This is a genomic window from Vibrio tasmaniensis (assembly GCF_024347635.1).
Taxonomy (GTDB): Bacteria; Pseudomonadota; Gammaproteobacteria; order Enterobacterales; family Vibrionaceae; genus Vibrio; species Vibrio tasmaniensis.
On record NZ_AP025510.1, the window covers coordinates 389,863 to 403,091 of the forward strand.

17 protein-coding genes are annotated in these 13,229 nt (G+C 43.7%); 10 read left to right on the forward strand and 7 right to left on the reverse strand.

Annotated features, from left to right (window positions below; genetic code table 11):
- Positions 1 to 37 precede the first annotated feature (37 nt).
- The 8 genes from mlaF to OCV44_RS01875 all read left to right on the forward strand — a co-directional run bounded on the left by mlaF (position 38) and on the right by OCV44_RS01875 (position 5,515).
- A complete protein-coding gene (gene mlaF, locus OCV44_RS01840) occupies positions 38 to 844 on the forward strand; it encodes a phospholipid ABC transporter ATP-binding protein MlaF (protein WP_009847734.1) in 807 nt (268 codons plus the stop codon).
- Complete coding sequence (mlaE, locus tag OCV44_RS01845; protein WP_009847733.1) at positions 834 to 1,613, forward strand: lipid asymmetry maintenance ABC transporter permease subunit MlaE; 780 nt, start codon at positions 834 to 836, stop codon at positions 1,611 to 1,613. The genes mlaF and mlaE overlap by 11 nt, the downstream gene beginning before the upstream one ends.
- A gap of 2 nt (positions 1,614 to 1,615) precedes the next feature.
- The gene (mlaD, locus tag OCV44_RS01850; RefSeq protein WP_009847732.1) at positions 1,616 to 2,107 is read left to right on the forward strand and encodes an outer membrane lipid asymmetry maintenance protein MlaD; all 492 of its coding nucleotides are present in this window, start codon (positions 1,616 to 1,618) and stop codon (positions 2,105 to 2,107) included.
- 4 nt (positions 2,108 to 2,111) lie between these two features.
- Complete coding sequence (locus tag OCV44_RS01855) at positions 2,112 to 2,789, forward strand: MlaC/ttg2D family ABC transporter substrate-binding protein (protein WP_211349766.1); 678 nt, start codon at positions 2,112 to 2,114, stop codon at positions 2,787 to 2,789.
- Positions 2,789 to 3,097: an STAS domain-containing protein gene (locus OCV44_RS01860; protein ID WP_004735315.1), complete on the forward strand. Its 309-nt coding sequence runs from the start codon at positions 2,789 to 2,791 to the stop codon at positions 3,095 to 3,097. The genes OCV44_RS01855 and OCV44_RS01860 overlap by 1 nt, the downstream gene beginning before the upstream one ends.
- Positions 3,098 to 3,110: 13 nt before the next feature.
- Positions 3,111 to 3,365 carry a BolA family iron metabolism protein IbaG gene (ibaG, locus tag OCV44_RS01865; protein WP_004738686.1) on the forward strand — a complete coding sequence of 85 codons (255 nt, stop codon included), beginning with the start codon at positions 3,111 to 3,113 and terminating at the stop codon, positions 3,363 to 3,365.
- A gap of 8 nt (positions 3,366 to 3,373) precedes the next feature.
- Positions 3,374 to 4,639, forward strand: a complete 1,266-nt coding sequence (gene murA / locus OCV44_RS01870) for a UDP-N-acetylglucosamine 1-carboxyvinyltransferase (protein ID WP_139685424.1) — start codon at positions 3,374 to 3,376, stop codon at positions 4,637 to 4,639.
- 150 nt (positions 4,640 to 4,789) lie between these two features.
- On the forward strand, positions 4,790 to 5,515 hold the full coding sequence (locus OCV44_RS01875; protein WP_139685423.1) for a 1-acylglycerol-3-phosphate O-acyltransferase: 726 nt from the start codon (positions 4,790 to 4,792) through the stop codon (positions 5,513 to 5,515).
- 127 nt (positions 5,516 to 5,642) lie between these two features.
- Here OCV44_RS01875 and OCV44_RS01880 read toward each other — a convergent pair whose 3' ends face one another.
- The 5 genes from OCV44_RS01880 to arcA form a co-directional block, all read right to left on the reverse strand.
- Positions 5,643 to 6,032 carry a RidA family protein gene (locus OCV44_RS01880; RefSeq protein WP_004735319.1) on the reverse strand — a complete coding sequence of 130 codons (390 nt, stop codon included), beginning with the start codon at positions 6,030 to 6,032 and terminating at the stop codon, positions 5,643 to 5,645.
- A 136-nt stretch (positions 6,033 to 6,168) separates the two neighbouring features.
- Entirely contained in the window at positions 6,169 to 6,630 is a 462-nt protein-coding gene (gene pyrI / locus OCV44_RS01885) for an aspartate carbamoyltransferase regulatory subunit (RefSeq protein ID WP_102438168.1), read from the reverse strand.
- Positions 6,631 to 6,642: 12 nt separating this feature from the next.
- Positions 6,643 to 7,572, reverse strand: coding sequence for an aspartate carbamoyltransferase (gene pyrB, locus OCV44_RS01890; RefSeq protein WP_139685422.1), 930 nt, complete (start codon positions 7,570 to 7,572; stop codon positions 6,643 to 6,645).
- 266 nt (positions 7,573 to 7,838) lie between these two features.
- The gene (locus OCV44_RS01895) at positions 7,839 to 8,843 is read right to left on the reverse strand and encodes an ornithine carbamoyltransferase (RefSeq protein WP_139685421.1); all 1,005 of its coding nucleotides are present in this window, start codon (positions 8,841 to 8,843) and stop codon (positions 7,839 to 7,841) included.
- 156 nt (positions 8,844 to 8,999) lie between these two features.
- Positions 9,000 to 10,220, reverse strand: a complete 1,221-nt coding sequence (arcA, locus tag OCV44_RS01900; RefSeq protein ID WP_139685420.1) for an arginine deiminase — start codon at positions 10,218 to 10,220, stop codon at positions 9,000 to 9,002.
- A 577-nt stretch (positions 10,221 to 10,797) separates the two neighbouring features.
- On the opposite strand from arcA, the gene rraB reads away from it, so the two are divergent.
- Together rraB and OCV44_RS01910 are read left to right on the forward strand one after the other, a co-directional pair.
- Positions 10,798 to 11,214: a ribonuclease E inhibitor RraB gene (rraB, locus tag OCV44_RS01905; protein WP_004735324.1), complete on the forward strand. Its 417-nt coding sequence runs from the start codon at positions 10,798 to 10,800 to the stop codon at positions 11,212 to 11,214.
- A gap of 124 nt (positions 11,215 to 11,338) precedes the next feature.
- Positions 11,339 to 12,136, forward strand: coding sequence for a glycosyl hydrolase 2 galactose-binding domain-containing protein (locus OCV44_RS01910; protein WP_139685419.1), 798 nt, complete (start codon positions 11,339 to 11,341; stop codon positions 12,134 to 12,136).
- Between the two features lie 94 nt (positions 12,137 to 12,230).
- Here OCV44_RS01910 and OCV44_RS01915 read toward each other — a convergent pair whose 3' ends face one another.
- Together OCV44_RS01915 and OCV44_RS01920 are read right to left on the reverse strand one after the other, a co-directional pair.
- Positions 12,231 to 12,725, reverse strand: a complete 495-nt coding sequence (locus OCV44_RS01915) for a GNAT family N-acetyltransferase (RefSeq protein WP_139685418.1) — start codon at positions 12,723 to 12,725, stop codon at positions 12,231 to 12,233.
- A gap of 48 nt (positions 12,726 to 12,773) precedes the next feature.
- Positions 12,774 to 13,178: a DUF2061 domain-containing protein gene (locus tag OCV44_RS01920; protein WP_139685417.1), complete on the reverse strand. Its 405-nt coding sequence runs from the start codon at positions 13,176 to 13,178 to the stop codon at positions 12,774 to 12,776.
- Between the last annotated feature and the right edge of the window lie 51 nt (positions 13,179 to 13,229).

A 13,229-nucleotide genomic window follows, 5' to 3' on the forward strand; every position in this document is an offset into this window, starting at 1 on the left:
ATAATTGGCGTTTTTAAAGCAAGGAAACAACAAAAGTATGTTGAACACTGAGCTTGTGAAAGTTAAGAATCTCAGCTTCTCACGCGGTGAACGAATTATCTTTGATGACATCAGTTTAGAGGTTCCTCAAGGAAAAATAACCGCGATCATGGGGCCGTCAGGGATCGGTAAAACAACCTTATTACGTCTGATTGGTGGACAATTACCACCAGATGAAGGTGAAATTTGGTTTGATGGCGACAACATCCCTGCATTGCCACGTCGAAAGCTATATCAAGCACGCAAGAAAATGAGCATGCTTTTCCAATCGGGGGCACTTTTCACGGATCTGAATGTCTTTGATAATGTGGCGTTTCCTTTGCGAGAGCACACTGAACTTAACGAAAAATTCATTCGTACCATTGTATTGCTTAAGCTTGAGGCGGTAGGGTTGCGAGGCGCGGCGCAATTAATGCCGAGTGAGTTGTCTGGTGGTATGGCGAGACGAGCGGCGTTGGCCCGTGCGATCGCGTTGGACCCAGAACTTATTATGTATGATGAGCCTTTTGTTGGCCAAGACCCAATCACCATGGGGGTTTTGGTTGAGTTGATTCGTAACCTCAATCAAGCTTTGGGTTTAACCTCTATTGTCGTTTCTCATGATGTCCCTGAGGTGATGAGCATTGCTGATTGGGTTTATCTGATGGCTGATGGGAAAATTATTGCTGCAGGTTCTCCTGATGAGTTGTACAACAACAGCGACCCAAGAGTGCAGCAATTTTTGCAAGGTGAATCGGATGGCCCTGTGCCATTTAGGTTTCCTGCAAATAGCTTAGAAAAGGATTTGTTTGAATATGATTGCTAAAACTATTGCGGGTGTCGGTAAGCGTGCACTTGCGATCTGTGAGTCATTTGGTCGAGCAAGCCTAATGCTATTTGGGGCTTTGTTTGGCATCCCGAAACTAAAAAACTTCCCTCTATTAGTTAAACAATTTTATAGCGTTGGCGTTCAGTCATTGGCTATCATTTTAGTTTCGGGCTTGTTTATTGGCATGGTACTCAGCCTGCAGGGCTATGTCGTATTAATCGACTATGGCGCAGAGGGTAACCTTGGGCAAATGGTCGCGCTCTCGCTATTACGTGAATTGGGCCCTGTGGTCACTGCACTACTATTTGCCGGCCGCGCGGGTTCAGCGTTAACGGCTGAGATCGGCTTAATGAAAGCAACGGAACAGATCTCTAGCCTTGAAATGATGGCCGTTGATCCTCTTAAACGCATTATTGCACCTCGTCTCTGGGCTGGCCTTATTTCTATGCCGTTGCTCGCTATGATCTTTATGGCGGTCGGGATTTGGGGGGCTCAGTTAGTCGGTGTGGATTGGAAAGGTATTGACCACGGCAGTTTCTGGTCTGCGATGCAGTCTTCCGTTGAGCTTGGCCGTGATATTGGTAACAGTATGATCAAATGCATGGTCTTCGCTATCACCGTAACTTGGATCGCACTTTTTAATGGTTATGATGCAGTACCGACATCCGAAGGTATTAGTCAGGCAACCACACGCACAGTAGTACACTCTTCTCTAGCGGTATTAGGGCTAGATTTTGTTCTTACCGCATTGATGTTTGGGAATTAATCATGCAACAAACTCGAAAATTAGAATTATGGGTCGGCACCTTTGTTATTGCCGGAATTTGCGCAATCTTAATCATGATCTTTCAAGTCGCTGACGTAAAAGGTATAGGTTCAAACCATACTTATAACCTAAAAGCGACCTTTGACAATATTGGCAGCCTAAAGGTTCGCTCACCAGTAAAGGTGGGGGGCGTCGTTGTTGGTCGAGTTCAAAGTATTGAACTTGATACTGAGAGCTACCTTCCTGTGGTTGAACTGTCTATTGATGCGAAGTACTCACAATTTCCTGATACCTCTAGTGCTCAAATCTTAACGTCGGGCTTGATCGGTGAGCAGTACATCAGCTTAGTTCCAGGCTTCATCTTTGAAGATGAAGAGATGTTGGTTGATGGTGATTCTATCGAAGACACCAAGTCGGCATTAGTATTAGAAGATTTGATTGGCCAAGTGCTGTATAGCGTCGGTGGCTCTGATAATAGCGAAGCTAAGGAGTAGGCTCATGTTAAAGACGAATAATTTAATGAAGACTAATTACTTATTGAAAATATGGTTTCTGGCAGCAGTCGCTTTACTGATGTCGACTCCAGCTTTTTCGGCAAAACCGATTGACCGAACTCAGCCTTATCAGATGATGACTCAAGTTGCAGAAGAGGCTTTCGCTCGTTTGAAGAACGAGCAAGAGAATATCCAGCAAGACCCTGAGTTACTGAAGGTCATCGTGGAAGAAGAGTTGATGCCTTATGTGAATGCTCAATATGCAGCGCTGAAGTTGTTAGGGCCGAACTTGAAAGGTGCTGATAGAGGAGACGTGCGCGTATTTATCGATGCATTTCGTAAATACCTCGTTTCTTCTTATGCTCAAGTGTTGACTCAATATACAGATCAGACGATTAAATTTGGTCCAGAACCAACAGTTAAAGCAGATAGCCGTATTACCAGTATTAAGGTTGATATCATCGATACGCCGCGACCAAATATTAACCTTGAGTTTAAGCTGCGCAAAGATAAGAAGTCAGGTGAGTGGAAGGCGTTTGATATGGTTGCCGAAGGTATAAGCCTGCTATCAAGTAAGAAGTCTGAGTGGAACACTAAGATTCGTCAAGAAGGTATCTTACAAGTAGCCGACGAACTTGAGAAACTGGCTTCTCAACCGATTCGTTTTGAGAGTAATAAATAATGAGCCATTCTCAATGGCAAGCGCTAAGCTCTAAAGAATATCAGCTTCTTGGTGATATAGACCGAGACAGTGTTCCGGCAATCTGGCGTATATTGGAAAAGTGGCAAACGACGGAATCGAGCGTTGAAATTGACCTTAGCCATATAAATCGAGTCGATTCAGCAGGAATGGTGATGTTAATTCACTTATTAGAGCATGCAAAAAATCAAAACTGTCATATAATGCTCAGTTTCGTGCCAGAACAATTACGAACCTTGTTCCAATTGAGCAATATCCAGCCAATGATGGCAGAACACATAAAAAATTAGGCAGGAGCTATTTGTGGACAGCACAAAAGTACAAGAATTATTAGCAGAGGCTCTGAACCTTCAGGAAATTATCGTGAAGGGTGAAGGCAGTCATTACGAGGTTGTTGCGGTTGATCCATGTTTTGACGGCATGAATCGAGTTAAGAAGCAGCAACTAATCTACGGCCCACTAATGGAATACATTCAACGCAATGATATCCATGCTCTTTCTATTAAGGCATTCACGCCGGAAGAGTGGGAACGTGATAAGAAACTGATGTCACTTTAAGGTTTATGATGGAAAAGTTTCGAGTTATTGGATCGGATAAGCCGCTAAGCGGCGAAGTGACGATCTCAGGCGCAAAAAATGCAGCCCTACCAATCCTATTTGCTTCAATTCTTGCTGAAGAGCCTGTGGAAGTAAGTAATGTTCCTCACCTACGTGACATCGATACTACGATGGAACTGCTTAAGCGTTTAGGCGCAAAAGTATCACGTAACGGCAGTGTTCATGTTGATGGCAGCGAAATTAATGAATTTTGTGCACCTTACGATTTAGTAAAAACAATGCGTGCTTCTATCTGGGCTTTAGGTCCTTTAGTCGCTCGTTTTGGTGAAGGCCAAGTGTCACTTCCTGGCGGTTGTGCAATTGGTGCTCGACCTGTTGATCTGCATATCCATGGCCTAGAGCAACTAGGTGCGACCATTAAGTTGGAAGATGGTTATGTGAAAGCAAGTGTTGATGGCCGTTTGAAAGGCGCGCACATCGTGATGGATAAAGTAAGTGTGGGCGCCACCATTACTATCATGTGTGCAGCAACACTCGCTGAAGGAACGACTGTTCTGGACAATTCAGCGCGCGAGCCTGAGATTGTTGATACGGCTGATTTCCTTAACAAACTAGGTGCTAAAATTTCTGGCGCAGGTACAGATACGATTACTATCGAAGGCGTTGAGCGTCTTGGTGGTGGCCAACACTCTGTAGTTGCTGACCGTATTGAAACCGGTACTTTCTTGGTTGCTGCTGCGGTTTCTGGCGGTAAAGTGGTTTGTCGCAACACCAGCGCTCATCTTCTTGAAGCTGCCTTAGCGAAGCTTGAAGAAGCGGGTGCGAAGGTTGATACGGGCGAAGGTTGGATCAGCCTTGATATGACGGGTCGTGAGCTGAAAGCGGTGAAAATCGTAACGGCACCTCACCCGGGCTTCCCTACCGACATGCAAGCACAGTTTACTCTGCTTAACATGATGGCGAAGGGCAGTGGTGTTATCACTGAGACTATCTTTGAAAACCGTTTTATGCACATTCCTGAATTACAGCGAATGGGAGCAAAAGCCGAGATCGAAGGCAACACTGCTATCTGTGGTGACACGGATAAATTGAGCGGTGCTCAAGTAATGGCAACAGACCTTCGTGCATCTGCGAGTCTTGTTATTGCTGGCTGTATTGCTCAAGGTGAAACCATCGTTGACCGTATTTATCACATCGATCGTGGCTACGATAAGATTGAAGATAAATTGTCAGCCTTAGGCGCAAACATTACACGATTTAGTGAGTCGAACTAACTTAGGTTAGTAGATTCATGAATCAGTAAGATGAAAACATAAAAGTCGGAACCTTGGTTTCGGCTTTTTTATAGTTGTATTTACCGCCAGTGAATCTGTTGCCTATTTTGTGCGAATAGATGAATCAACTTGGCGGTTGTGAGGAACAAAATGATAGCAATATTACGTATTTTCGCAGTGGCGACATTTGCGATTCTTATGTTTGTATTTGGGTGTGGTTACTGTTTACTAAGCCCACGCAACCCGAAACACGTATTTACCTTTGGTCGTTATTTCGGTCGCATGTCGAAAATCTTTGGTATGAAGTTAGAGCTTCGTATCCCGGAAGATGCTTACTCTCGTGGCCAACACGTTTACGTTGCAAACCACCAAAATAGCTGGGATCTATTCACGATTTCATCAGCGGTAACACCTAAAGTTGTGACAGTAGGTAAGAAAAGCCTAGCGTGGATGCCTCTTTTTGGTCAGCTGTACTGGTTGACGGGTAACATCCTAATTGACCGAGCTAACCGCAGCAAAGCGGTAGGTACGATCGACCAAGTGGTTACTAGCCTTAAAGAGAGTGATGTTTCAGTTTGGATGTTCCCTGAGGGGACTCGCTCTCGTGGTCGTGGTTTGTTGCCATTCAAAACGGGTGCGTTCCATGCTGCGATTGGCGCTGGCTTACCTATTATCCCTATCGTGTGTAGCTCAACAGGTGGCGTGAAGCTGAACCGTTGGAACAATGGTCATGTGATTGTTGAAATGCTGCCACCAATCAACACTGAAGATTACGATAAGTCTAATGTTCGTCAACTGGCTAACCTAGCTCGTGAGCAGATGGCTGCGAAGCTTGAAGAGTTAGACAAAGAAGTGGTTGAGCTTAATAAGAAGTAATCATCTAAGCGAAATGATGAACAATAAAAAAGGTTGCCAATTGGGCAACCTTTTTTGTATCTGATAAACGCTCAGCTTTAATTATGTCTATTCGTTTACTAGAACCGTCTACTCAAGAGAGTAAAACCTATTTGCGAACCGCAATAGCTTCGATCTCGATACCTACATCTTTTGGTAGACGAGCTACTTCAACACATGAACGTGCAGGGTAGTTTGCAACGCCGTGCTCATCAAAGAACTTACCGTAAACTTCGTTTACTGTGCCGAAGTCGTTTAGGTCTTTAACGAATACCGTTAGCTTTACGATGTCTTTTACAGTCAGGCCAGAAGCTTCAACAACCGCTTGAACGTTGTCTAGAGATTGGCGAGCTTGCTCTGCGATATCAGCAGATACTTCACCAGTTGCTGGGTTTACTGGGATTTGACCAGAAGTCAGTACCATGTTGCCAAGGTCAACGCCTTGTACGTATGGGCCGATTGCAGCTGGAGCAGATTCTGTGTGAAGTACTTTAGTCATTGGTTTATTCCATCAGTTATTGGATAAAAATCAATTTTCAGTGTGCCTTCAAACTTTGGATAGGTAAAGATCAAAATACCCCGCACAGGCGAGGTATTGAATAGTTTTTGCGTTCGATCGGTGTTGCCGTATGACGTTATCTTTCTGTCACGATCTCACGAGAGAAGACTTTTTCGCAGTATTTACACTTCAATCGAATATCTTCTTTCTTCTCAAAGATCTTAAAGCTGCTTTCAACGGGTTCATTGTGCGTTATACAGTTGGTGTTTGGACACTCGAACACATCGTTGATTTGTTCAGGAAGTTCTAGTGCCAATTTCTTAACCACTTCGTAATCTTCGATCTGGTTAACCGTCGCGTGAGGAGCGTAAAGGGCTAACTTACTCGCTTGCTCCTCGGTGACAAATACATTCTCAATCTTGAGTAGGTCTTTTCCACCTAGTGCAGAAGAAGGTAGGTTTAGGCCAATCGTCACTCGCTGATTAGAGTTATGCATGTCGAACAGTTTGAGTACCTTGATCCCGATGTTGGCTGGGATATGGTCGATAACCGTTCCGTTCTTGATTGCTTCAACTTTTAATTGAGTCTCTTTAGACATGATATCTCTCCTCTACAGCGTTTCGTTAAGAACAAGGGCTAGCAGTGCTTCACGTGCATAAACACCGTTCTCTGCTTGCTGGAAGTAGTAAGCGTAAGGCGTTTTATCAACATCAATCGTAATTTCGTCAACACGAGGCAGAGGATGCAGAACCTTAAGGTTGTCACGTGCATTGTCCAACATCGGAGCCGTCAGGATGTACGCTGATTTGATGTGCGCGTATTCCGATTCATCAAAACGTTCTTTCTGAACTCGAGTCATGTACAGAACATCCAGCTCAGGAATCACATCTTCCATGTCTGTCAGTAGTTGGTACTTGATACCCGCTTCATCCAGTTCTTCACAAATGTAGTCAGGCATCGCCAGTGCTTCTGGAGCAACGAAGTAGAAACAGATGTTGTCGAACTTCGCTAGTGCTTGAGTCAGCGAGTGAACCGTACGGCCGTACTTAAGGTCACCAACGAATGCAACGTTGAGGTTGTCTAGGCGGCCTTGTGTCTCAGCGATAGAGAATAGGTCTAATAGCGTTTGTGTTGGGTGTTGGTTTGCGCCGTCACCTGCGTTAATAACCGGTACACCGTTAGAAAACTCAGAAGCCAGACGCGCAGCACCTTCTTGAGGGTGGCGCATTACGTAAGCATCAACGTATGAAGAGATAACCTGTACTGAGTCTGCTAGCGTTTCGCCTTTCTTCGCCAGTGACGTGTTACCACCGCTATCGAAACCAATCACATCACCACCGATGCGCTGAATAGCCGTTTCAAAAGAGAGACGAGTTCGTGTTGAAGGTTCGAAGAAGCAGCTGGCAACAACTTTGTTCTTGATGAGTTCTGGGTTTGGTTCAGCTTTAAGTTGACCTGCCGTTTGAACAATTAATTCTAGCTCTTCACGAGAAAGCTCTGGAATTGAGATGATGTGCTTTTGATAGAGCGTATTCGCCATGATCTTCTTCCCCACAATAATGTATTGGCCATAAAAAAGCCCCCCATAATGGGAGGCTTTAAAAAAGTACTGAAAAGCAGAATAGACGGCCTGGCAAGCATGCTAGCTTGCGAGCAATATTTGGTGTTTTCACAATTTTATTATGTTTTATCACAACATTGCTTGGCGTCATTTTCACTACTCTCAGACAAATTGCCGAGAATTATACGCTTTCAATTTGTGAGCGCAAGCGATTACATCAAGCTTTTGTTTACTTTCAGTATTCGCTATCGGCCCAGTGTCGCAACCATTACTGCTTTGATGGTATGCATGCGATTCTCTGCTTCATCAAATACAATTGAGTAGTCAGACTCAAACACTTCGTCAGTGACTTCTAAGCCGTTCATTCCATACTTGTCTGCAACTTGCTGGCCGATCACGGTTTCATTGTTGTGGAAAGCAGGTAAGCAGTGCATAAACTTCACTTGAGGGTTACCAGTGAGCTTTATGACATCCATATTCACTTGGTAAGGCGTCATTACTGCTACTCGTTCGTCCCAAGCTTCAGGCGCTTCACCCATAGAAACCCAAACATCGGTGTAAAGGAAATCACAGCCTTTCACGCCTTCGGCAACGTCTTCAGTTAGCGTGATTTTTGCACCTGTAGTTTGTGCAATAGCTTGGCACTCTTCGACAAGTTGCTCTTCTGGCCAGAACGCTTTAGGCGCGACAAGGCGAATATCCATGCCCATTTTTGCTGCACCTACTAGCAGAGAATTACCCATGTTGTTACGTGCATCACCTAGGTAAGCAAAACTGATTTGATGCAGATGTTTACCGCGACCATGTTCGATCATAGTCAGGAAATCAGCCAAGATCTGAGTTGGGTGGAATTCATCGGTTAGACCATTCCAAACCGGCACACCCGCATAAGCGCCAAGATCTTCGACAATACTCTGGCCAAAACCACGATATTCAATACCATCGTACATACGACCTAATACACGCGCTGTATCTTTCATTGATTCTTTCTGACCAATCTGAGAGCCAGAAGGACCTAAGTAAGAAACTTGAGCACCTTGATCAAAGGCGGCTACCTCAAAAGCACAACGTGTTCGAGTTGATGCTTTTTCAAAGATCAAAGCGATGTTTTTACCATTGAGCTTCTTCTGCTCTGTACCTGCATACTTTGCTTTTTTTAGATCGGCAGACAGGTCGAGTAAAAACTGAATCTCTTTAGGAGTAAAGTCGAGAAGTTTTAGAAAGTTACGATTGCGAAGATTAAAGGCCATCTCTCGCTCCTTGCGTATATAGAATCAATGAAGAACTTAGTTAAACATAAAAATGCTATATTTGTGAATATTTATTTTATTTATTTAATAAAAAAGGCCAGTAAATGAATACTGGCCTAAATAAGTTATTGTGTCGGTTTAACGGAGCTCTTTGACTTAGATATCATCTCTTTCGATAGGACAGCTCATACAACGAGCGCCACCGCGACCACGACCCAGCTCATTGCCCGGAATCGTCAGAACTTCGATACCTGCTTTGTCGTATTTCTCATTGGTGTAAACATTACGCTCATAACCGATAACCGTACCCGGTTTCACCGTCAGTACGTTGTTAGCGTCATTCCACTGTTCACGTTCAGCTTCGTAGTTATCACCACCAGTTGTGATGATCTTCAATTGATCGAGATCCAGTGCGCCTTCAATCGCTGTTAGGTAGTTTTCAGCTTTCTCTACTCGCATTTCGCCATTTTCTTTCGGCGTTAAGCGCCAGGTGTCCAAGTCTTTGCGAACGATCTCTGGATAGACTGAGAATGTGTCGATATCCATGTGCGTCATGACCGTATCAAGGTGCATACAAGAGCGGTGCTTCGGTAAATCAATCGCAATCACTTCTTTAGCTTGACCGGACTTGAATAAACTCGCAGCTAGGTTTTCGACACCTTGTGGCTTGGTACGCTCTGAAATACCGATAAGAACAGCGCCTTTACCGATAACCAGTACATCTCCACCTTCAATATTGGCGTTGTCGTAATGAAGATCTTCATCACCGAAGTACTTAATGAAATCTTGTCCTGCGAATACAGGGTGCCAGCGATATATTGCTCGCAAGTGATTCGTTTCTCGTTGACGAGCAGGCATCATCATAGGGTTAAGAGAGACACCTCCATAAACCCAGCAAGAAGTATCGCGGGTAAATAGATGGTTAGGTAGCGGCTCAATAACGAAATCAAGTGGGCGGTGCATCTTCGGTAGCATTGAAGAAGATTTAATAGGAAGCTCAGAGTAGGCTAAACCACCAAGTAGGATCGTCGCCAAGTGCTCATTGTCCATTTGAGCAAGGTACTCTCTTAAATCACGCGCGAATGTAGGGCCGTAACGGAAATCAGAGATTTGAGTATTAAGCAGCCACTCACGAGCTTGTGCTACAGCGAGTGTCTCAACCAGTAGGTCATGCAGTAATAACACTTCAACGTCTTGGTCACGAAGTGTTGTCGCAAAGGCATCGTGTTCTTCACCTGCTGCTTCTACTGCAAGTACATCATCAAAGAGTAGCTCATGACAGTTAGAAGGGGTGAGGTGGGTGAGTGCCCTTTCAGGCCTATTTAGGAGAACTCGTCTTAATTGACCGACTTCGGAGCCAACGTACAGCTTACTCATTTTGCATCCTTACTATTAATCCAGTGTATATTTATGACAAGCTTGTTCGTAATATGCAAGTTTTGAAACTTTTGTAAAGGTTATGTTATTTTGATATTTTTGGTTTTAAATGCTGAGTTTTTTGGGATTGTTAATATTAAAATCCAACCGAAATGCTGAGTTCTGGAACAAACTTTTTGCGGATCTATGCTCTAATTTCAGTGATTTGATAATCCACTTTGCTTGGTGAACGTGATTTTTCATTCAAAATTTATGCAGTTACTTATTTATAAGTGAGATTTTATGCATCGATGAAGTGATCGGCAGTATGCATCTGATATGACTAACCACTCAATTCTGAGGGAGTAAGGCTAAAAGTAACAATAAAAATGAAATGCTAAAACACACGATAGTTAATAATATGTTGAAAATTTGTTTCTGTGATTTTGATTTCACTTTTTAATTGATATCCCTTCTGTTATCTAGCGATAAACTTACTCTTCTGCGCCTGATCTAGGTGGCTTTTCTAGGCGATCCGTGCCATATTTCGTGGCAATCAAATTTGATCTTTTCATAGTCAACACTCTGGAGCAGACACATGTCTCACGAAGATGAATATCTATCAGTAGCGGAATTAATTGAATTTCAAAAAGGAGAGACTCGCGACATCATTGAAGCACTAATCGAAGATGGTAGCGATCCTGAAGCTCTATACGATATCGAGCATCACCTATTCGCTGAAGATTTCGCAGTACTTGAGAAAGCCGTTGTTGAAGCATTCAAAATGGGTTTTGAAGTGCTTGAAGCTGAAGAGACAGAAGACGAAGATGGCAACAAGCTACTTTGTTGTGATGCAACGATGCAGTGTACTCTGAACGCAGAAGCGATTGATGAGCAAGTTGAAAAGCTTGTAAATCTTGCAGAGAAGTTTGACATTATCTACGACGGTTGGGGCACTTACTACGAAGGTGAAGATGCTATCTACCCTGACGAAGATGATGAAGACGAAGAGTAATATCTCCCAGTTTTAAAAAATGCCAGCCTTGAGCTGGCATTTTTTTGTCCTCAGAAAAATAAATGTCTTTATATGCATTCATTCATTATAATGCGGTCAAAATTGATCTAGCTCAAGGAATGACATGCGGCTACCTCTCGATGGTCTTTGGCAAATTTCGCCACTGACGGATCTCTCAATCCCACAAGATGACATTACCTTTCCTGCTCCGTTAAGCTCTAAGCTCCCTGATAACCTGAGTGAAGAGGAAATCGCAGAGCAAGAGTGGCACTTAATGCATGACATCGAAGTGGATGATGCCATGTTGGCGTGCCCATTTGTTGAGTTAGTTGTGGCCGGCGTTGACTACTTTGCCGAAGTACGACTCAATGGCGTTGCCGTGTTTGACTGTGATGGCAGCGAAGCCGAATATCGTAAAGACATCCGCCCTTATATGCAGCTTGGTCGAAATCGTTTTGAGATCCTTTTCCTTGAAGAAGAGGAAAGCCTGTTGCTTGAAGAGGATATGGATGACTCTATCTCTTCACAGGTCGTCGCTAAATCAGATTCTCGTATCGGAATCTGGCAAGCTCCATATCTTCAGTTCGTTCGTAACGTCAAGCTTGAGCAAGTCGTCACCGAGCAAATCTGGCATCACGGTGGTGGCTGTGAGTTTAAAGTTGATGTTATCTATCAAACGCTAAAGCCGGGGTTAATATCGGCATCAATCAAGTTTAATGGTATGACTCTCGTGATGCCGATTGATGTGCGAGCAGAACATACTGGCGTCGTATTCCAGGTTGAGGCACCGATCATTTTTGATATTGAGAATCCTAACCCTAAGCATCTATATCAATTAGAAGTGGTACTTGATGGGCAAGAAGAGAGTTCTTTTGTTGCCTTGAACCCAACTTCTTGCGTCAGCAATTTTTTGCGTAGTTAGCGGTTATTTAATTAGCCCGTTACGTAAGGAATCAATTCGCTCACTTGCTTGTCATCTGATGAACTGCCGACGCTAACCCTATTTGAAAAACACATTATAGCGTTTTGGCCATGACAACCTCACAAGCGTCATGGCCTGTTTCTCCCCAAGCCGAATCAAGGTGTTCAAAGCCCAACTTTTCGTACAGTTTAACGGCGGCATTAAGGCATTCGGTCGTTTCTAGATACATATGTTGATAGCCCAGTTCCTTAGCTTTCTCCATCGACATATTAACCAACTTCTTCGCTAAGCCTTTGCCTCTGGTTTCTGGCAAGAAGTACATCTTTTGCAGTTCACAGACTTCTGGCATACCTGCTAGTGGTGCAAATCCACCACCACCACCAACCTTTCCATCAAGTTCAATCACCCAATATTGAGATCTTTCATTGTTATAAACACTGAACATGTCTTCTAAGGTGGGATCAGCCACACCATAACCTTTATCTTCAGTTAGCCCGTTCTCATAAGAGACTTGGCGAATTACGTTAGCAATGCTTGGATTATCTTCTAATTCAATTGAGCGAATGGTGATGTTAGCAATCTGTTCCATGTTCTGCCTATAAAATGGGTTACTCATCAGTGACCCAATATATTGTGATTAAGCATGTTGGTGCAAACAAAACAGTGGTTGTGCTGCTTGGCTTTCTGCTTTTCGTAACCACACCTTCTCATGGAAGTAGTAAGCCACGGTATTCAAAGCGGGTTCTAACGTTGCCATCACACCACCAACGAAGGCATCTCCAGTCAATAAGTAGACAACGGTAAAGGCAACACTAAAGTGTATAGTCGCGAAGCTTGCTGTTTTTAATTTAGTCATCCAATGACGAGCTTTGAGCGCTGGAACTTGAGCCCATGCCTTTTCATGAAAATAGAAGGCAACAGTATTCACAGAGGGCTCAATCATGGCGATTAAGCTACCAATTAAGATGTCGCCTGTTAGTACGTAAGCGACACTAAATGCGATAGTAAAATGTAATGCAGCAAAGGTTAGTGTCTTTTTCATGATAATTACTCAATCGTTGTGTTGTTTCGATAGAGCTATTATTGAGAATTA